13 protein-coding genes and 1 tRNA gene are annotated in these 18,170 nt (G+C 69.9%); 5 read left to right on the top strand and 9 right to left on the bottom strand.

Features of this window, described 5'->3' with window-relative positions; genetic code table 11:
• Positions 1-35: 35 nt before the first annotated feature.
• Positions 36-3,995: a phosphoribosylformylglycinamidine synthase gene (gene purL / locus D1793_RS09900; RefSeq protein ID WP_119022013.1), complete on the bottom strand. Its 3,960-nt coding sequence runs from the start codon at positions 3,993-3,995 to the stop codon at positions 36-38.
• A gap of 195 nt (positions 3,996-4,190) precedes the next feature.
• Between purL and mltF the strand changes: the two genes are divergently transcribed.
• Positions 4,191-5,645, top strand: coding sequence for a membrane-bound lytic murein transglycosylase MltF (gene mltF / locus D1793_RS09905; protein ID WP_119022014.1), 1,455 nt, complete (start codon positions 4,191-4,193; stop codon positions 5,643-5,645).
• On the top strand, positions 5,611-7,635 hold the full coding sequence (locus D1793_RS09910; RefSeq protein ID WP_119022015.1) for a sensor domain-containing diguanylate cyclase: 2,025 nt from the start codon (positions 5,611-5,613) through the stop codon (positions 7,633-7,635). The genes mltF and D1793_RS09910 overlap by 35 nt, the downstream gene beginning before the upstream one ends.
• Here the strand turns inward: D1793_RS09910 and tadA are convergent.
• Positions 7,600-8,085, bottom strand: coding sequence for a tRNA adenosine(34) deaminase TadA (gene tadA, locus D1793_RS09915; RefSeq protein ID WP_119022016.1), 486 nt, complete (start codon positions 8,083-8,085; stop codon positions 7,600-7,602). The genes D1793_RS09910 and tadA overlap by 36 nt on opposite strands.
• 54 nt (positions 8,086-8,139) lie before the next feature.
• Here tadA and D1793_RS09920 point away from each other — a divergent pair, with 54 nt between their 5' ends.
• Positions 8,140-8,964, top strand: coding sequence for an acyl-CoA thioesterase II (locus D1793_RS09920; protein ID WP_119022017.1), 825 nt, complete (start codon positions 8,140-8,142; stop codon positions 8,962-8,964).
• Positions 8,965-9,000: 36 nt separating this feature from the next.
• Positions 9,001-9,076 (top strand) — tRNA-Thr (locus tag D1793_RS09925).
• A gap of 252 nt (positions 9,077-9,328) precedes the next feature.
• On the opposite strand, the gene D1793_RS09930 is transcribed toward D1793_RS09925, so the two are convergent.
• The 4 genes from D1793_RS09930 to D1793_RS09945 all read right to left on the bottom strand — a co-directional run bounded on the left by D1793_RS09930 (position 9,329) and on the right by D1793_RS09945 (position 11,774).
• Positions 9,329-9,742, bottom strand: a complete 414-nt coding sequence (locus D1793_RS09930) for a type II toxin-antitoxin system YafO family toxin (protein WP_119022018.1) — start codon at positions 9,740-9,742, stop codon at positions 9,329-9,331.
• A gap of 17 nt (positions 9,743-9,759) precedes the next feature.
• A complete protein-coding gene (locus tag D1793_RS09935; RefSeq protein WP_119022019.1) occupies positions 9,760-10,092 on the bottom strand; it encodes a hypothetical protein in 333 nt (110 codons plus the stop codon).
• A gap of 347 nt (positions 10,093-10,439) precedes the next feature.
• Positions 10,440-10,850, bottom strand: coding sequence for a hypothetical protein (locus D1793_RS09940; protein ID WP_119022020.1), 411 nt, complete (start codon positions 10,848-10,850; stop codon positions 10,440-10,442).
• Positions 10,851-10,910: 60 nt separating this feature from the next.
• Entirely contained in the window at positions 10,911-11,774 is an 864-nt protein-coding gene (locus tag D1793_RS09945) for a bifunctional nuclease domain-containing protein (protein ID WP_240407640.1), read from the bottom strand.
• 157 nt (positions 11,775-11,931) lie between these two features.
• Here D1793_RS09945 and D1793_RS09950 point away from each other — a divergent pair, with 157 nt between their 5' ends.
• On the top strand, positions 11,932-15,435 hold the full coding sequence (locus tag D1793_RS09950) for an EAL domain-containing protein (RefSeq protein WP_119022021.1): 3,504 nt from the start codon (positions 11,932-11,934) through the stop codon (positions 15,433-15,435).
• Between the two features lie 38 nt (positions 15,436-15,473).
• On the opposite strand, the gene D1793_RS09955 is transcribed toward D1793_RS09950, so the two are convergent.
• The 3 genes from D1793_RS09955 to umuD all read right to left on the bottom strand — a co-directional run bounded on the left by D1793_RS09955 (position 15,474) and on the right by umuD (position 18,095).
• Entirely contained in the window at positions 15,474-16,226 is a 753-nt protein-coding gene (locus tag D1793_RS09955) for an SDR family NAD(P)-dependent oxidoreductase (protein WP_119022022.1), read from the bottom strand.
• Positions 16,227-16,362: 136 nt separating this feature from the next.
• Positions 16,363-17,640, bottom strand: coding sequence for a Y-family DNA polymerase (locus D1793_RS09960; RefSeq protein WP_119022023.1), 1,278 nt, complete (start codon positions 17,638-17,640; stop codon positions 16,363-16,365).
• Positions 17,637-18,095 (bottom strand): translesion error-prone DNA polymerase V autoproteolytic subunit, encoded by a 459-nt coding sequence (gene umuD / locus D1793_RS09965; RefSeq protein WP_240407643.1) that lies wholly within the window; start codon positions 18,093-18,095, stop codon positions 17,637-17,639. The genes D1793_RS09960 and umuD overlap by 4 nt, the downstream gene beginning before the upstream one ends.
• Positions 18,096-18,170 lie beyond the last annotated feature (75 nt).

The following is an 18,170-nucleotide window of genomic DNA, read 5'->3' on the forward strand; positions in this document are numbered from 1 at the left end:
CGTGCTGCAAGCGTCTGCCGCGGAAAGCGCCGGGATCAGCCCACCCAGACCCGGGCGTTGCGGAACAGGCGCAGCCAGGCGCCGTCCCGGGTCCACTCGGCCGGACGCCAGGAGTTGGTCACCGCGCGCACCACCCGCTCCGGATGGGGCATCATGATGGTGGCGCGGCCATCCGGGGTGGTCAGGCCGGTGATGCCGGAGGGCGAGCCGTTGGGGTTGGCCGGATAGCGGGTGGTGACCTGGCCGTGGTTGTCCAGGAAGCGCAGCGCCACCTGGCCATTGCCCTGCATGCTGCGCAGGTGGGCGCTGTCGCGGAACTCGGCGCGGCCTTCGCCATGGGCCACGGCGATGGGCAGGCGGGAGCCCTCCATGCCGGCCAGCAGGATCGAGGGGGTCTTCTCCACCTGCACCATGGCGACCCGGGCCTCGAACTGCTCGGACTCGTTGCGCACGAAGCGCGGCCACGACTCGGCCCCGGGAATCAGCTCCTTGAGCTGGGAGAGCATCTGGCAGCCGTTGCAGACGCCCAGCGAGAAGCTGTCGTCACGCTGGAAGAAGGCCGCGAACTGCTCCCGGGCGCGCTCGTTGAAGAGCACCGACTTGGCCCAGCCGCCGCCGGCCCCCAGCACGTCGCCGTAGGAGAAGCCGCCGCAGGCCACCAGCCCCTTGAATTCATCCAGCGATACCCGGCCTGCCAGGATATCGCTCATGTGCACGTCCACCGCCTCGAAGCCGGCGCGGTCGAAGGCCCAGGCCATCTCCACCTGGCCGTTGACGCCCTGCTCGCGCAGCACCGCCACCGAAGGCCGAGCCAGGTTGAGCCCGGGTGCCTGAAGATAGGGCGCGGCGACATCCTCGTCGACGTCGAAGGCGGGGGTGGCGGAGAGACCCGGGTCGCGGTCATCGAGCAGGCCGTCGAACTCGCTCTTGGCGCACTCCGGGTTGTCGCGCAGCGCCTGCAGGCGGTAGCTGGTCTCGGACCAGGTGCGCTGGGCCAGCATGCGGGTGGTCTCCAGCAGCGGCTCCTCGAAGAGGGTGACCCGCACCTGGTCGTCGTAGCGGGGCCGGGCGATGACGCCGCAGGTCTCGATGCCGGCGGCGGCGAACTGGGCCAGCACCTCCTCGGTGTGCTGGCGGTTGACCTGGATCACCGCGCCGAGCTCCTCGGCGAACAGCGCATTCACCGCCTCGGCGGGCTCGTCGACCAGCCAGTCGAGCTTGATCTCGAGGCCGGCGTGGGCGGCGAAGGCCATCTCCAGCAGGGTCACCAGCAGGCCGCCGTCGCTGCGATCGTGATAGGCGAGCAGCTTGCCCTCGGCGTTGAGCCCCTGGATCACCGCGAAGAAGGCCTTGAGGTCCTCCGGGTCGTCCAGGTCCGGGCACTCGCTGCCCACCTGGCCATAGACCTGGGCCAGCGCCGAGCCGCCCAGGCGGTTCTTGCCGCCGCCCAGGTCGATCAGCAGCAGGTCGGACTCGTCCTGCTCAAGGTTGATCTGGGGGGTCAGGGTCTTCAGCGCATCGGTGACCGGCGCGAAGCCGGTGACGATCAGCGACAGCGGCGAGGTGATGCTCTTCTCCTCCCGCTCGCCCTTCTCGCTCTCCTCCTGCCAGGCGGTGCGCATGGACATGGAGTCCTTGCCCACCGGGATGGCGATGCCGAGCGCCGGACAGAGCTCCATGCCCACGGCGTGGACGGCGTCATAGAGCGCCTGGTTCTCGCCGGGGTGATCGGCGGCGCTCATCCAGTTGGCGGAGAGCTTGATATCGCCGAGCTTGGCGATGGGCGCGGCGGCCAGGTTGGTGATCGCCTCGGCGACCGCCAGGCGGGCGCTGGCGGCGGGGTCGATCAGCGCCACCGGCGGACGCTCGCCCATGGCCATGGCTTCGCCGGCGTGGGTGTCGAAGCTGGCCGTGGTCACGGCGACATCGGCCACCGGCACCTGCCAGGGGCCGACCATCTGGTCGCGGGCCACCTGGCCGGTGATGGAGCGGTCACCGATGGTGATCAGGAAGCTCTTGGAGGCCACGGTGGGCAGGCGCAGCACGCGGTCCATGGCCTCGCGCAGGTCGAGGTTGTCCAGCATCACGCCGGGCATCTCGGTGCTCTGGCGGCTGAACTCGCGGGTCATCTTCGGCGGCTTGCCGAACAGCACGCTCATCGGCAGGTCGACGGGCTTGCTCTCGAAGTGGCCGTCGCGCACCTCCAGGTGGTGCGCCTCGGTGGCCTCGCCCACCACCGCATAGGGGCAGCGCTCGCGCTGGCACAGGGCGTCGAAGGTGTCGAGGTCCTCCGCGGCCACCGCCAGCACGTAGCGCTCCTGGGCCTCGTTGCACCAGATCTCCAGCGGGCTCATGCCCGGCTCGGCGTTGGGCACCGCGCGCAGGTCGAACAGGCCGCCGCGCTCGCCATCCTTGACCAGCTCCGGCAGGGCGTTGGAGAGCCCGCCGGCACCGACGTCGTGGAAGAAGCGGATGGGGTTGGACTCGCCCAGGGCCCAGCAGCGGTCGATCACCTCCTGGGCGCGACGCTCGATCTCGGGGTTGCCGCGCTGCACCGAGGCGAAGTCCAGGTCGGCGCTGGAGGTGCCGGAGGCCATGGAGGAGGCCGCGCCGCCGCCCAGGCCGATCAGCATGGCGGGGCCGCCCATCACGATCAGCTTGCCGCCCACGGGGATCTCGCCCTTCTGGACGTGGCCGTCGCGGATATTGCCGTAGCCGCCGGCGAGCATGATCGGCTTGTGGAAGCCGCGGCGCTCGATGCCGTTGGCCCCCAGGGTGTCCTGCTCGTAGGTACGAAAGTAGCCGGCCAGGTTGGGGCGGCCGAACTCGTTATTGAAGGCCGCCCCGCCGATGGGGCCCTCCAGCATGATCTCGAGGGCCGAGACGATGCGCTCGGGCTTGCCGTAGTCGAAGGCCTCCCAGGGCTGCACGAACTCGGGAATGCGCAGGTTGGAGACGGTGAAGCCGGTAAGGCCCGCCTTGGGCTTGCCGCCGATGCCGGTGGCACCCTCGTCGCGGATCTCGCCGCCGGCGCCGGTGGCCGCGCCCGGGTGCGGGGCGATCGCCGTGGGGTGGTTGTGGGTCTCCACCTTCATGAGGATCTGGATCGGCTCCTCGACGCTCCCGTAGACGGCGCGCTCGCCGGCCTGGCCGGTCAGCGGGGCCGGGAAGAAGCGCGGCGCCGTGGCGCCCTTGATCACCGCCGCGTTGTCGCTGTAGGCCGAGAGGATGTCTTCCGGGGAGGCCTGGTAGGTGTTCTTGATCATCTTGAACAGCGAGTGCGTCTGCGCCTCGCCGTCGATCACCCAGTCGGCGTTGAAGATCTTGTGGCGGCAGTGCTCGGAGTTCGCCTGGGCGAACATCATCAGCTCGACGTCGGTGGGGTTGCGGCCCAGGTCGCGGAAGGCCGCCACCAGGTAGTCGATCTCGTCCTCGGCCAGGGCCAGGCCGAGGGCGACGTTGGCGGCCTCCAGCGCCTCGCGACCGCCCGCGAGGATGTCGACGCTGCCCAGGGGCGCCGGCTCATGGTGGGCGAAGAGCCGTGCCGCGTCGGAGCTGTCGGCCAGCACCGTCTCGGTCATTCGGTCGTGCAGAGTGGCGCGGATGCCCTCGTAGGCCTGCTCGGAGAGCACGCCCCTGAGCTTGACCCGGTAGGCGATGCCACGCTCGAGGCGGCGCACCTGGGTCAGGCCGCAGTTGCGCGCGATATCGGTGGCCTTGGAGGACCAGGGCGACTGGGTGCCGATGCGCGGCACCACCAGGAACAGCTGGCCCTCGGCGCGCTCCTCGGCCTGGGAACCCTCGACGTGGGAGCCATAGTCCAGCAGCTGCTCCAGGACGGCCAGCTCATCGCCGGAGAGCTCGCCGTCGTGGTCGACGAAATGCACGTACTCCGCCTGCAGCGACTCGACGTCGGCCGCCGCCTCGCGCAGGGCGGCCAGCAGCTTGGCGTGACGGAAGGCGGAGAGGGCGGGGGCGCCGCGCAGTTCGAGCATATCCTGGAGCCTCTGGAAATCATCAAGGAGGGGCCGCGGCCAGCGGCAGAGAGCGCATATGATACTGGAAAGCCCGGGGCGGAAGAAATCGCGGTGAGAAATCGCACGGATGACAGCCGCGCCGCAGCTGGTTATGGTGGTGGGTCGTCATCGCCAGCCGTCCCCCGCATGCCCCTGCCGCCGATCGATCAGCTTATGCGCCGCTGGCGCCGCCGCCCGGCCCTGCCCGCTCTGGGCCTGGCCGGTGCGCTCCTGCTGGGCCTGTGGCCCACCTCCCCGGGCACGCCCGACGGCCGGCACCTGGAGGCGATCCTCGACCGCGAATTCCTGCAGGTGCACACCCGCAACACCCCCACCACCTACTACGAGGGGCGCGAGGGCCCCACCGGCTTTGAATACGAGCTGGTACGCCGCTTCTCCGCCTCCTTGGGCGTCAGCCTGGCGCTGCGCGCGGATCACCATATCGCCAGCGTGCTTGAGGCCGTCCGCCGGGAGGGCGACCTGGGAGCCGCCGCCCTGCCGCTGACCCCGGGCCTCGACGGGGTGATCTTCAGCCGGCCGATCCTCGAGCTGCAGCCGATGCTGGTCTACCGTCGCGGCCTGCCGCCGGTGACCGGCCTGGACCGTCTGCAGGGACTGCGCCTCGGCACCCTGGCCGGGGCCGGCACCGACCGGGTGCTGCGCGAACTCAAGGCCGAGCACCCGTCGCTCGCCTGGGAGGAGTCCGATGACCTGGAGGCCGCCGAGCTGCTGCGCTGGGTCGAGGACGGGCGGCTCGACGCCGCGGTGCTCTTCGAGCACCAGTTCCGCCTCAACCGGCTCTTCTTCCCCGGGGTGGAGCGTGGCTTCGCGCTGGGCGAGCCGCTCTCCCTGGCCTGGGCCTTTCCCGCTGAGGGTGGCCTGGCGCTGGCGCAGGCGGCCAACCGCTTCCTCGCGGCGCTTCACGACGAGGGTGAACTCGAGGCCCTGGTGGCGCGCTATTTCGGCCATGACGACTACCTGGAGTACGTGGGCGCGCGCACCTTCATCCAGCACCTCCACGCCCGCCTCCCGGACTACACCGAGCTGTTCCGGGAGGCGGCCCGCCAGACCGGCTTCGACTGGAAGCTGCTGGCCGCGCTGGGCTACCAGGAGTCCCACTGGGACCCGGAGGCCACCTCCCCCACCGGGGTACGCGGGCTGATGATGCTGACCCTGCCCACCGCCGGCGACCTGGGGGTGAGCGACCGCCTGGACCCCGCCCAGAGCATCGAGGGCGGCGCCCGCTACCTGCGCGAGCTAAAGGATCGGCTGCCCGAGTCGATAACCGGAGAGGACCGCCTGTTCATGGCCATGGCGGCCTACAATGTGGGTCTGGGCCACCTCTACGACGCCCGGCGCATCACCGAGCAGCGTGGCGGCGACCCGGACCGCTGGGCCGACGTGCGCGAGTCGCTGCCGCTGCTGCAGGAGCGCGAGTGGCACAGCCAGACCCGCCACGGCTATGCCCGCGGCGGCGAGCCGGTGATCTACGTGCGCAATATTCGGCGCTACCACGAGATACTGAGCTACGTTGACCGCAGCCAGGAGCAGTTCTACCTGCTCAACGCCCGCCTACCGGACCCGGAAGAGAGCCATGACGCCATACTATCCGTTGCGCCTGGCCAGTGAACGCCCGGTAAGCGCCTGGGCCATCGCGGCCAGCCTGGCGGCGCTGCTGGGGAGCCTGATCGCCCTGGCCCTGGCCGTAATCGGCCTCTACGGCTCGCTTCCCACCGCCGTGCTTCTGGTCATGGCGGCACTGGGGCAGCTGCTCTGGTATCGCCTGGGCCCTGTCGCTGCCCAGGCGCTGCTGTGGCCGGCCCTGGGGCTCCTGACGCTGTGCCTGGTCAGCTATCTGCTGCCGGAACACTGGCTGCCCCATGCCGCCTGGGATCGGCTGGCCGACCGGCTGCTGACGGGCAGCCTGCTGGTGGACTGGCGCCCCCCGCTGCTGCTGACCCTGTGCCTGATCGCCCTGCTGCTGAGCCTTGCGGTGCGCACCCGCGCCGGCCTCGGCGCCCCCATGCTGCTCGGGATCGCCGGCCTGCTGCTGCTGGCCCAGGCGGCCGAGGCATTCCACTCGGCGCCCGCCCTGCTGTCCCTGCGGGGGAGCTGGCTCGATCAGGCCATCCTGCTGACCCTGCTGGCGGGCCAGATGGTCGATGTCGCCGGCGCCTGGCAACAGCACGCCTTCCGGCTGCGCCGCGCCCTGTGGCCGGCGCTCTGCCTGGCCCTGCTGAGCCTGCTCTTCTGGCATCACCAGAAGGCGCTCGGCGAGCGCGAGCTCGCCGAGCGCATCGGCCAGCAGCATGCCCAGATGGCCGAGAGCCTCTCCCGGGAGATCCACGACCACCTCGCCGCCATGCGCCGCTTTGCCAACGTCTGGCGCCTCACGGCCGCCACGCCCGGCTCGACCGACTGGGCCACCCAGGCGGCGCCCTATCAGCGTGACTTCCGCTACTTCCTGAACATCGCCTATATCGACGCCGCAACCCGCATCCAGCTGGTGCACCCACCGAACGCGCACAACCTGCGGATACTCGGCTCCCGGCTCCTCGAGGATCAGCCCGCCGGACGCGAGGCGGTGATAAGCGCCCTGCAGCACGGCAGGGAGGCGCGCACCGATATCATCGAGCTGCTGCAGGGCGGCCCGGGGGTGATCCACTACCTGCCGCTCTTCCTCGCGCATGAGTCACACCCGAGAGGCGCCGTGGCCATGGTGGTCAGCCTTCCGGTCCTTGCCGAGACGCTGTTTACCGCCATCGACCCCGGCACCCAGCAGCTCAGCCTGTTCCATGGCGGCAAGCGCCTCGCCCACCAGTCCGCCGAGGCTCGCCTGGGGCCCTGGCAGCTGGAAGCCGAGCTGGATCTCTCCGGCATCCCCCTGGTACTGCGCGCCGAGCCCACTCTGCCTCGGCTGCTGGGCGACCTGCCCCGCCAGCCGGTGGTGAGCCTGAGCGTGGGCCTGCTGCTGGCCCAGTTGCTCTATCTGGTGCTCTTCTCCCAGCAGGAGATGGCCAACCAGCACCGGGCGGTGCGACGCACCAACCACGAGCTGCGCCGCGAGATCCGCAAGCGCACCCGGCTGCAGCAGGAGGTCGAGTGGCTGGCCGGCCATGACGAGCTTACCGGCCTACCCAACCGGCGCACCTTCCTGCAGGCGCTGCGCGCCCACGACCCGCGCCAGCCCATCAGCGTGCTGCTCTGCGACATCGACCATTTCAAGCGGATCAACGACCGCCTCGGGCACCTGGAGGGCGACCGCTACCTGATCGAGATCGGCCGCCTGGGTCGCGAGGTGATCGAGCCGGCCGGCGGGCTCTTCGCCCGCCTGGGCGGCGAGGAGTTCGTGGCCTGCCTGCCCGGCCGGGAGGGCCCGGAGGCCATGCGGGTCGCCGACACCCTGCGCGAGGCCGTTGCGGCCCGCGGCCTGACCCACGCCAATGGCACCCCGCTCACCATCAGCATCGGCGTGGCGACAGGCGCCCCCGGCCCCCTGGGGGTCGACGACCTGCTGAATGCGGCAGACATGGCGCTCTACCGGGCCAAGGGCGCCGGCCGCAACCGGGCCAGGCTGGCGGATTCACTCGCCGCGCCGGGCGGCGAAGAACTCCCGTAGCAGCCGCGAGGCGCGAGAGGCCAGCAGGCCACCGACTACCTCGACCCGGTGGTTGTGCCAGGGTTGGGCGAAGAGGTTGGCCTTCGACTCCACCATGCCGGTGCGCGGCTCGGCAGCGCCGTAGACCACCCGGGCCAGGCGGGCATGGATGATCGCCCCGGTACACATCAGGCAAGGCTCCAGGGTCACGTAGAGGGTGCAGCCGTCGAGGCGATAGTTGCCGAGCCGGGCGCCGGCATCGCGCAGGGCGCGGATCTCGGCATGGGCACTAGGGTCGCGCCCCCCCACCGGGGCGTTGAAACCCTCGCCGACGATCTCGCCCGCGCCATCCACCACCACGGCCCCCACCGGCACCTCGCCGGCGGCCAAGCCCAGTCGGGCCTGGTCCAGCGCCCGGTGCATGTAGAACTCATCGCTGCGCAACGCCCTCGACTCCATGTAGACTGCCATGAAACATCTGTATGAGTGGCCCGACGCGGCCACGACGGCCCGGAGATCGCCCCCATGCCCACCCCCCTCGACGCCCTGGTCGGCCTGCTGGCCCTGGAACCCCTGGAGGAGACCCTGTTTCGCGGCACCAGCCAGGACCTCGGGCTCCCCCAGCTGTTCGGTGGCCAGGTGCTGGGCCAGGCGCTGTCGGCGGCCAGCCAGACGGTGACGGCAGAGCGCCGAGCCCATTCGCTGCACGGCTACTTCCTGCGCCCCGGGGACCCCCACCGCCCGGTAGTCTATCAGGTGGACGCAGTGCGCGACGGCGGCAGCTTCACCACCCGCCGGGTCACCGCCATCCAGAAGGGCCGGCCGATCTTCTTCTGCAGCGCCTCCTTCCACGGCGAGGAGTCCGGCCTCGAACACCAGACCGCCATGCCCGAGGTCGCCTCCCCGGAGCGCCTGGCCGAACAGGGCGCGCGCCTGGTGCGCTTCGACAGCCACCCCATCGAGTTCCTGCTCGCCGGCGAGGAGAGCCGGTCCGGCCAGCCGGCCCACAAGCGCGTCTGGTTCCGCCTGGCAGGCGGGCTGCCCGACGACCCCGCCCTGCATCGCCACCTGCTGGCCTACAGCTCCGACTTTAACCTGCTGACCACGGCCCTGGTCCCCCACGGGCTCGACTTCCGCGACCCCGGGCTGCAGATCGCCAGCCTCGATCATGCCCTCTGGTTCCACCACGACGTGCGGGTCAACGACTGGCTGCTCTACGACATGGACAGCCCCTGGGCCGGCGGCGCCCGCGGCTTTGCCCGCGGCAGCATCTACGACCGCCAGGGCCGCCTGGTGGCCTCCTCCGCCCAGGAAGGCCTCACCCGACTGCGCGAGCCCGCCGGGGACTAGGCGAAGCGCCGCGGCGGCGCTACCATCGCCGGCAGTGCCGCAATAGCTCAGCTGGCAGAGCAACGCATTCGTAATGCGTAGGTCGGAGGTTCGAATCCTCTTTGCGGCACCATAAAGCATTGAAAAACGGCCACCTGGCGAATCGTCGCGGTGGCCGTTTTTAGCTGCCCGGCTCTTGGGTAGCAAATAGGCAGCAGTCAGCGAAATCAGCGGGCCAGGTAGCAACCGGCCAGCAGGTGGGCACACATTGCCCACGTCGCCCTGCAATACTGCCCGGCATCGGGTGGCCATTGCCGCCAGATTCGTGCGGATCGATTCGGGTTGCCTTGGTGGGGGTGGTGCCGGGGAGAGTTCCTTGCGTCAATCAGAACTTGTCACGAAATCGCCCCGCGACCTCAGCCAGTTCCTCAATCAGCTTGTCATCCTCCATCAATGAGTGACCGTCTGGCTCATCAAAGAGATCGATGAGTAGATAGCACTCCGAGTCAAGGAGGCCGCAGGTGTAGACGAGTACGCGATTGGAAGTTTTCCGACCTCGATGGTGGAAGGCTCGTTCCCACTCTTCAAGACCATCGAGATCCTGCAGTGGGACCATGTGCACGTGACGCAGCGACTCGTCAACGGCAAGCTTGGGCCTACTGAACCCAGCATCCTTGCCGAACGTGTAGTGGGCGTACTCACCACCGGCTTTCCAGTCTAGGAATTCATCACGCAGCGTAGTACATGCTTCGGGGGCCAAACGGGCACGAAACGACTCTCTGAATAAAACCTTGGGCATCCATTCCCCTGTAGGCGTCAAATCTCCACGAATTCGTCGTCTTGGTACTCACGACGGCGCTGCTCAGGGGTGCGCTGGCGATTATGTGCAACTACGTGCTCCACGCCGTTGCTCATTGTCATCAGGCGTTGGGCGCGATCAGGGCCTACCCGACGGGATAGGCGGTCGTAGGCGCGCTGTCGCCGACCGTCCTCCGTGTTGGGGTATCGCTTCGCCCAGCCCTCAACGGAGCCATCACGGCGGTACAGGGTGATCGTCATGGTCTTTGCGAACTCTAGGCGCTCCTTGACTACCACTCGCCTGACGGCCTTACGCCGGGACAGGAGCTTGGTTTTCAGTTTGGATGCCATGGGCGATCCCCCTAGAGTGAGCAATTCTTAACCAATATAGTGGGACCGGTAGTGCACGCTGTCAATCTGAGCCAGTGCCAGGGCCTTGGCCCGGCGCGGTGAAGAGGTAGGGTATTGGAACCAGCTCCAGGCTCCTCCACAACGAAAGCGCCCCCTTGGCTGTACTCAGGAACCGCACCACTTCAGCATCGACGCTCATAATCGCCCGGACGGACTCGGCTAAACGTCTTGGGTTATTGCTCATTGCAATTTTTAATGCGTAGGTCGGAGGTTCGAATCCTCTTTGCGGCACCATAAAGCATTGAAAAACGGCCACCTGGCGAATCGTCGCGGTGGCCGTTGTGCGTTCAGGACGCCGGGGCGCCTGGCCCTGGCGCGCAGAAGTAGCCGATCAGCCGCATGCAGTGGGGGCGCAGCACCAGGTAGGCCTCGCGCACGTCCGCCTCGGCGGGACGATCGTGCAGGCGGGCAAGCTCCGCCTCGCCATAGTGGGCATCCCCCACCCTCAGGTCGGCGGCATCCTTCGGGAACTCCTCCTCGCTGAAGGGCATGGGGCGCAGCGCCTCCAGCGCCTGGCGGGAGTCCGCCATGGCGTTGTACAGCGCCAGGTATTCGTCCTCCTGCAGCCAGTGCCCCACCAGCCGGTCGCAGGAGAGCAGCTCCCGGTGGTGGGCCTCCCGGGCCGGCAGCCCGGTCTCCGGGGGCGCGGCAAGGGCGGGTTCGCCGAGCAGGGCGAAGGCGATCAGTGATTCGAGCATGGTCAGTCAGTCCTCCCGGGCGCCATTCTTGCCCGCCCGGGCGCGGCTGCCAAGCCCCCCTCAGGCCTCGAGCCCCGGTGCGCGGCGCCGCGGCGTGGGTGCCGGCACCTCGGTGGAGAGCTCCACCTCGACGATCTCGCCGCGCTGCCACACGCGCAGCCGGGCCGGCTCCCCCGCGGGGGTGTCGCGCACCAGCTCCAGGAAGTGCAGCGGATTCTCCGGGGTCTCGCCGTTGACCGCCAGCAGCAGGTCGCCGGGCTCAAGCCCCGCCTCGGCGGCCTCGCCGCTCACGTCGCTGACCAGCACCCCGGCGCGGTCCGGCAGCCCCAGCGCCTCGCGCAGGTCGTCGTCCAGCGGGGTGACGGTGATGCCCAGCGCCACCACCACCTGGTCATCGAAGCCCTGGTACTCGATCTGGCGGGCCGCCTCCAGCACCTCCGGCGCCACGTGGATGCTGGCCCCGGCGGTCAGCGCCAGGGCGATGGCATCGCTGGGGCGGCTGTCGATGCGCAGCGGCGCATCGCGACCCGGCACCGAGAGCTCCAGCATGCCCAGGAAAGTGCTCTCGGTGAGGGCATCCACGTAGACCCGGGTCAGCGCGACCTCTGCCCCCGCCAGCACGTCACCGAGCAGCTCGTGGGTGAGCGGCCGCGGCGGACGCTCGCCGGTCAGGGCGCGCAGAATGGCGCGGGCCTCGGCCACGCCGATGAAGATCGGAATCACCTCCCGGGCACCGGGCTCGCGCAGCAGCACCACCGGCACACCGGCCATGCCCGACATGCCCACGGTGGCCACCTCGACCTCGACCATCGCCTCGGGCGGCACGGCCAGCTCCCGGGCCTGGGCGGGCAGCGCCCAGGCCAGCAGCAGGGCCAGGCAGGGGGCCAGCAGGCGCCGGCAGCGCGGCAGGAATGGGGCGGACATGGCAGAGCTCCTCGATGAGTGCCCTGTCAGGATGGCAGCCCCGGCGCCTGGCCGCCATGTCCAGGGCCACGGCGTGTCATCGGCCCGATGACCTCCCGCCCCTTTACCGTTACTCTGCAACCTGGATACGGTCACTTACACGAGATCAACGATACGCATGGGAGCGAAGCGGAGTGCGCGGCTGCCGGGAGTCGTCTGGCTGATCGTGGCGGCGGGCATCCTGCTGTCGCTGTTTGCCGGCCATCAGGTCTATCGGAATGCCGAGGCCAAGGCACAGGAGCAGTTCAGCTTCGCCGCCGACCAGGTCACCCTGCGTATCGAGGAGCGCCTCTCCGCCTATGCGCTGGTGCTGCGCGGCGCCGCGGGGCTGTTCGACGCCTCCGAGGAGGTCGACCGCAGCGAGTGGCGCAGCTACGTCGAGAAGCTGCGGGCGGCCGATACGCTGGGCTATGCCCAGGGCATCGGCTATGCCGAGTGGATTCCCACGGAGTCCCTCGCCGCCCACGAGGCCAGGCTCCGCGCGGAGGGCTTCCCCGACTATCGTGTCCATCCCGACAGTCCCCGTGATGCCTACACCTCGATCATCTACCTCGAGCCCTTCGAGGGCCGCAACCTGCGCGCCTTCGGCTACGACATGTTCACCGAGCCGGTGCGCCGCGCCGCCATGGAGCAGGCCCGCGACACCGGCCGGGCAGCGCTCACCGGCAGGGTCCTGCTGGTGCAGGAGACCGATACCGACATCCAGCCCGGCACCCTGATGTATGTGCCGGTCTATCGCCAGGGGGCGCCGGTCGACAGCGTGGCGCAGCGCCGCGAGGCGCTGATCGGCTGGACCTACAGCCCCTACCGCATGTACGACCTGATGGAGGGCATCCTCGGCGACTGGGAGCAGCAGGATGGCCAGGCCGTGGGGCTGCGCCTCTACGATGGCGAGGTGGCGGCAGCGGAGCACCTGCTGTTCACCAACCGGCCGGCTCCCGGCGCGCCCCATGACAGCGGCTTTCATCAGCAGCGCCTGATCTATTTCAACGACACCCCGTGGCTGCTGGCCTTCGACCACCTGGCGCCCGGCCAGGCCATCGCCACCCGCGCCGCCTGGCTGACCCTGGCCGGGGGCCTGATCATCACCGCCCTGCTCGGCGCCCTGGTCTTTACCCTCTCCACCACGCGGGCCCGCGCCCTGCGCATGACCGACGCGCTGACGCTGACCGTGCGGGAGCGGGAGCGCGAGCTCGAGACGCTGCTGACCCGGCTCAAGACCATCGCCGACCGCGTGCCCGGCGTGGTCTACGAGTATCGGCTCCAGCCGGACGGGCGCTCCTGCTTCCCCTACGCCAGCGACGGCATGCAGCAGGTCTACGGCGTCTCCCCGGAGTCGGTCAGGGAGGACGCCTCCCCGGTGCTCTCGGTGATCCACCCCGACGATCTCGACGGCGTGATGGCTTCCATCCGCCGCTCCGCCGAGGCCCTCACTCCCTGGCGTCACGAGTACCGGGTCATCCACCGGGACGGCGCCGAGCGCTGGCTGTTCGGCGACTCGCTCCCCCATCGCGAAACGGATGGCGCCATCTCCTGGTATGGCGTGATCACCGATACCACCGAGCGCAAGCGCTCCGAGATCGCCCTGCGCGCCGCCCACCTCGAGGCCGAGCGCTTCCGCGAGGCCCTGGACCACGTGGGCTCCTACATCTACATGAAGGATCGCGACTGCCGCTATACCTTCGCCAACCGCGCCACCCTGGAGCTCTTCGGCTGCTCGGCGCAGAGCCTGCCGGGGAGCGACGACAGCCGCTTCTTCCCCACCGATATCGTGCGCCGCCTGCGCAAGATCGACGCCCGCGTGCTCAGCGGCGAGTCGACCACGGAAGAGATTCCCATCCATGACGCGACCGGCAGGCACGTCTACCTGGAGGTGAAGACGCCGATCCATGACAACGGCGATATCGTAGGCCTGCTGGGCATCTCCACCGACATCACCACCCTCAAGGAGCATGAGCAGCAGCTCGAGCACCTGGCCCACTACGACCCCCTGACCGGGCTACCCAACCGCGTGCTGATGGCCGACCGCCTGACCCAGGCCATGAGTCGGGAACATCGCCAGGGCCGCCACCTCGCCGTGGCCTACCTGGACCTGGACGGCTTCAAGGCCATCAACGACCGCCACGGCCACGCCGCCGGCGACCAGCTGCTGATCGCCGTCGCCCGACGCATGAAGGAGGTCATGCGGGAGGAAGACACGCTGTCGAGACTCGGCGGAGACGAGTTCGTGGCGGTCGTGCTGGACCTGGACAGCGAGGCTGTCGCCACGGCCCTGTTCGAGCGCCTGCTCGAGGCCGCCGCCCTGCCGGTGCACGTTGACGGCCATGAGCTTGCGGTCACCGCCAGCCTCGGCGTGACTTTCTACCCCCAGGCCGAGCCCATCGAGGCGGATCAGCTGCTGCGCCAGGCCGACCAGGCCATGTACCAGGCCAAGCTGGCCGGCAAGGGGCGCTACCACCGATTCGATGCCGATCACGACCGCAGCATCCGCAGCCACCACGAGACCCTGGAGCGTATCCAGCGCGGCCTGCGGCAGGGCGAATTCATCCTGCACTACCAGCCCAAGGTCAACATGCGCACGGGCCAGGTCATCGGCGCCGAGGCGCTGGTGCGCTGGCAGCACCCCGAGCGTGGCCTGCTGCCGCCGGCCCAGTTCCTGCCGGTGATCGAGGAGCATCCGCTATCGGAGGCGCTCGGCGAGTGGGTGGTCGGCGCCGCCCTGGCCCAGGCGGCCGCCTGGAAGGCCCTGGGGATCGAGCTGCCCGTGAGCGTCAACGTCAGTGCCCGCCAGCTGCGCCAGAAGGACCTGGTGCCCCGCCTGAAGCGCCTGCTCGACACCCATCCCGAGCTTGCCCCCGGCACGCTGGAGCTGGAGATTCTCGAGACCAGCACCCTGGGCGACCTGGCGCTGGTCTCCGGCCTGCTCGAGGGGTGCCGGGAGATCGGCATCCAGATCTCGCTGGACGACTTCGGTACCGGCTACTCGTCGCTGACCTACCTCAAGCGCCTGCCGGCCGGCACCGTCAAGATCGACCAGAGTTTCGTGCGCGACATCCTCGACGACCCCGAGGACCTCAAGATCCTCGACGGCGTGCTGCGGCTGGCGAGCGCCTTCGATCGCCAGGTGATTGCCGAGGGCGTGGAGAGCGTTCAACACGGCGACATGCTGCTGCGCGTCGGCTGCGAGCTGGCCCAGGGGTACGGTATCGCTCGCCCCATGCCCCCGGAGGCGATTCCGGACTGGCTGGGCGACTGGCGCCCCCCGCCCCGCTGGGCCGAGCTGCCGACCATCGACCATGAAGCCAGGCCGCTGCTCTATGCCGCCGTGGCGCACCGCGATTGGGCCCGGCGTCTCGCTGCCACCCTGATGTCGGAGAGCCCCGAACGCCCTCCCCTCGACCCGTCATGCTGCAATTTCTGCTTCTGGCTCGACCAGCTGCGCGAGCCCATGGGCCCGGCGATCGAGCACCTCGATCGCCTGCACCGCCGAGTGCACGGGCTGGCCGTGGAGCTCTGTGCGCTGCTGGATCACGGCCAGGGTGAGCAGGCCGTGGAGAGGCTGCCGGAGCTCTACGCCCGGCGCGACGCCCTGCTGGAGGAGATCGAACGCCTGCTTGGCTGACCCTGTTCACCGGGCAGCGGCAGGCGCGTGTCAGGCGATCAGGACTTGCCGGCGGTGAAGCCCCCGTCGACCATCAGGTGGGCCCCGGTGACGAAGCTCGCCTCGTCGCTGGCCAGGAACAGGAAGGCGTTGGCCACCTCCTCGGAGCGCCCCAGGCGGCCGAGGGGGTGCAGGCCGATCAGCCCCTGCAGCAGCTCATCGTCGAGTTCGGCCAGCAGCGGGGTGTCGATGTAGCCGGGACCGATGGCGTTGACCCGCACGCCCTTCGGCGCCGCCTCGATGGCCAGGGCGCGGGTCATGTTGACCACCCCACCCTTGGCGGCGGTATAGGCGGCGGTCTGGGACTGGCCGAACACCCCGAGGATGGAGGCGCAGTTGACGATGCTGCCGCTGCCCTGGCGATACATCACCCGCAGGGCGGCCCGGGCCACCCGGAAGACGCCGTTCAGGTTGATGTCGATGATCCGCAGGAACTCCTCGTCGCTGACCTCATCGGAGGGCGCGATGCCGCCGATGCCCGCGTTGCTGAACACCGCATCCACGCCGCCGAGCTCACTCTCCGTTTCCGCGAACAGGCGATCGACCTGGGCGGTATCGGTGACGTCGCAGGCCTTGAACAGGCAGCGCCCGGTGTGCCGGGCGTCCAGCGCCGCCGCCCGTGCGCTCCCGTCGCTGCTCTCCAGATCGGCGATCACCACGCTGGCGCCTTCCTCCAGGCAGCGCTCCACGCTGGCCAGACCGATGCCGCTGGCCCCGCCGGTGACGATGACCCTCTTTCCCTGCATGCGCATTGAAGACTCTCCTTGACGGTGATGGACCTGCCGCGGGAGCAGGCCTCTGCCCCCGCGCTCTCGGCCCCAGTGTAGCGAACCGGCGACCCGCCTGACGCGGATCGCCCCGCAATGACTTATTGTGTCAGGAGCTTGCTCACCCCGTCTTGACGCGCATCAGCTCGTTCCAGCGGGTGGTATAGCGCGGCGTGCGATGCTCGCAGCGCAGGGCCCAGGCGTTGCCCTGGCGGGGCAGGCCGAAGCGCACGGTATCGCGCCCCATCTCGCGGTTGAGCCGGTCCAGGGTGGCCATCAGCCGCCCGCTGCGCGCGCGTCGGGCCTCGTCGTCGGGCGTCTCCAGCAGCGAGGGCTGGGTGCCTTCGGCGTCCACCAGGTCGAGCAGCATTACCCCGCACTTCTGGTAGCGGTAGCCCTCGAGGAAGATCGCTTCCAGGCCGCGGCGGGCCGCCGCGAGCAGCTCCCGGCTGTCGGCGCTGGGTGCGGGCAGCGCCACCAGGGCGGCGTTGCGGTACTGGGGCTCGCCGGCCTGGAAGGGGCTGGTGCGCACGAACACCTGCACCGCCCGAGCCAGGCTGCCCTGGCGGCGCAGCTTCTCGCCGGCCCGGGCGGCATGCTGGCGGATCGCCGCCTCCAGCTCGTGGCGCTCGCCGGTGAGCCGGCCGAAGGAGCGCGACACCAGCAGGCGCCGGCGCGGCTCGCTCATGTCGTCGAGGGCGATGGCCGGGCGGCCGCGCAGCTCCCAGACGAGGCGCTCCATCACCACCGAGAAGCGACTGCGCACCCAGCGCGGGTCGGCCTCGCGCAGCTCCCAGGCGGTGGTGATGCCCATCAGCGCCAGCCGCTCGGCGCTGCGCCGGGCCACGCCCCACAGCGCCTCCACCGGGCAGGCGGCCAGGGCCCGGCGGGTCGCCTCGCCGTCAGCGTCGAGCAGGCAGACCCCCTCGAAGGCCGGCTCGCGCTTGGCCAGCCGGTTGGCCAGCTTGGCCAGTACCCGGGTCGGTGCCACGCCCACCCCCACCGGGATGCCGGTCCAGCGGCCCACAGTCTCGCGCAGCGCCCGGCAGCGGGCCTCCAGTCCCTCCTCGGGGAAGCCGGCGAAGCCCACGAAGCTCTCGTCGATGGAGTAGGGCTCGACGTCCGGCGAGAACTCCGCCAGCACCTGGTTGACCCGCCGCGACATGTCGCCATAGAGCGCATAGTTGCTGGAGAGCAGCACCGCCTGGCGGCGCACGGCCGGCGGCAGCAGGTGCCGCGGCGCCCCCATGGCCACGCCCAGCGCCTTGAGCTCCTCGGAGCGCGCCACCACGCAACCATCGTTGTTGGAGAGCACCCCCACCGGCCGGCCAGCCAGGCGCGGATCGAAGGCCCGCTCGCAGCTGACGTAGAAGTTGTTGCCGTCGACCAGGGCGATCACGGGGTGCGCCCCAGCAGGTCGTGGAGCACATGGGTGACCACCCCCCACACCTCGCACTCGCGCCCGGCCAGGGGAATCGGCGCGAAGCGCGGGTTGCTGGCCACCAGCCACACCGCCCCGCCGCGACGCTCCAGGCGCTTGACCGTGGGCTCCCCCTCCAGGGCGATGACGATCACCCGGCCGGGCAGCGGCTCCAGGCTGCGATCCACCACCAGCAGGTCGCCGTGATGGATGCCGTCGCCGAGCATGGAATCCCCCTCGGCGCGCACGAAGTAGGTGGCCGCGGGGCGCTTCACCACGTGGGCGTGCAGGTCGATCTCGGCGTCCAGGTGGTCGTCGGCGGGACTCGGGAAGCCCGCCCGCACCCGGCAGCCCATCAGCGGCCGGGGCGGACCCGCCCCCTGGCCGGCGGCCCGGCCCACGATGCGGGCTCGGGTCGGGTGAATGCACGACATGGGCACCTCCGACGAATACTGGAATTTCATACAGTATCAGACAGAGGCTCACGCTTGGCAACGGGCCATGCCCGA

The sequence above is a fragment of the Halomonas sp. JS92-SW72 genome (assembly GCF_003547075.1).
In the GTDB taxonomy this organism is placed as follows: Bacteria; Pseudomonadota; Gammaproteobacteria; order Pseudomonadales; family Halomonadaceae; genus Halomonas; species Halomonas alkalicola.

Excerpts from the sequence above, each read along its gene's own strand:
- purL (WP_119022013.1), bottom strand. The coding sequence starts at position 3,995 with ATGCTCGAACTGCGCGGCGCCCCCGCCCTCTCCGCCTTCCGTCACGCC.
- mltF (WP_119022014.1), top strand. The coding sequence starts at position 4,191 with ATGCGCCGCTGGCGCCGCCGCCCGGCCCTGCCCGCTCTGGGCCTGGCC.
- D1793_RS09910 (WP_119022015.1), top strand. The coding sequence starts at position 5,611 with ATGACGCCATACTATCCGTTGCGCCTGGCCAGTGAACGCCCGGTAAGC.
- tadA (WP_119022016.1), bottom strand. The coding sequence starts at position 8,085 with ATGGCAGTCTACATGGAGTCGAGGGCGTTGCGCAGCGATGAGTTCTAC.
- D1793_RS09920 (WP_119022017.1), top strand. The coding sequence starts at position 8,140 with ATGCCCACCCCCCTCGACGCCCTGGTCGGCCTGCTGGCCCTGGAACCC.
- D1793_RS09930 (WP_119022018.1), bottom strand. The coding sequence starts at position 9,742 with ATGCCCAAGGTTTTATTCAGAGAGTCGTTTCGTGCCCGTTTGGCCCCC.
- D1793_RS09935 (WP_119022019.1), bottom strand. The coding sequence starts at position 10,092 with ATGGCATCCAAACTGAAAACCAAGCTCCTGTCCCGGCGTAAGGCCGTC.
- D1793_RS09940 (WP_119022020.1), bottom strand. The coding sequence starts at position 10,850 with ATGCTCGAATCACTGATCGCCTTCGCCCTGCTCGGCGAACCCGCCCTT.
- D1793_RS09945 (WP_240407640.1), bottom strand. The coding sequence starts at position 11,774 with ATGTCCGCCCCATTCCTGCCGCGCTGCCGGCGCCTGCTGGCCCCCTGC.
- D1793_RS09950 (WP_119022021.1), top strand. The coding sequence starts at position 11,932 with ATGGGAGCGAAGCGGAGTGCGCGGCTGCCGGGAGTCGTCTGGCTGATC.
- D1793_RS09955 (WP_119022022.1), bottom strand. The coding sequence starts at position 16,226 with ATGCGCATGCAGGGAAAGAGGGTCATCGTCACCGGCGGGGCCAGCGGC.
- umuD (WP_240407643.1), bottom strand. The coding sequence starts at position 18,095 with ATGTCGTGCATTCACCCGACCCGAGCCCGCATCGTGGGCCGGGCCGCC.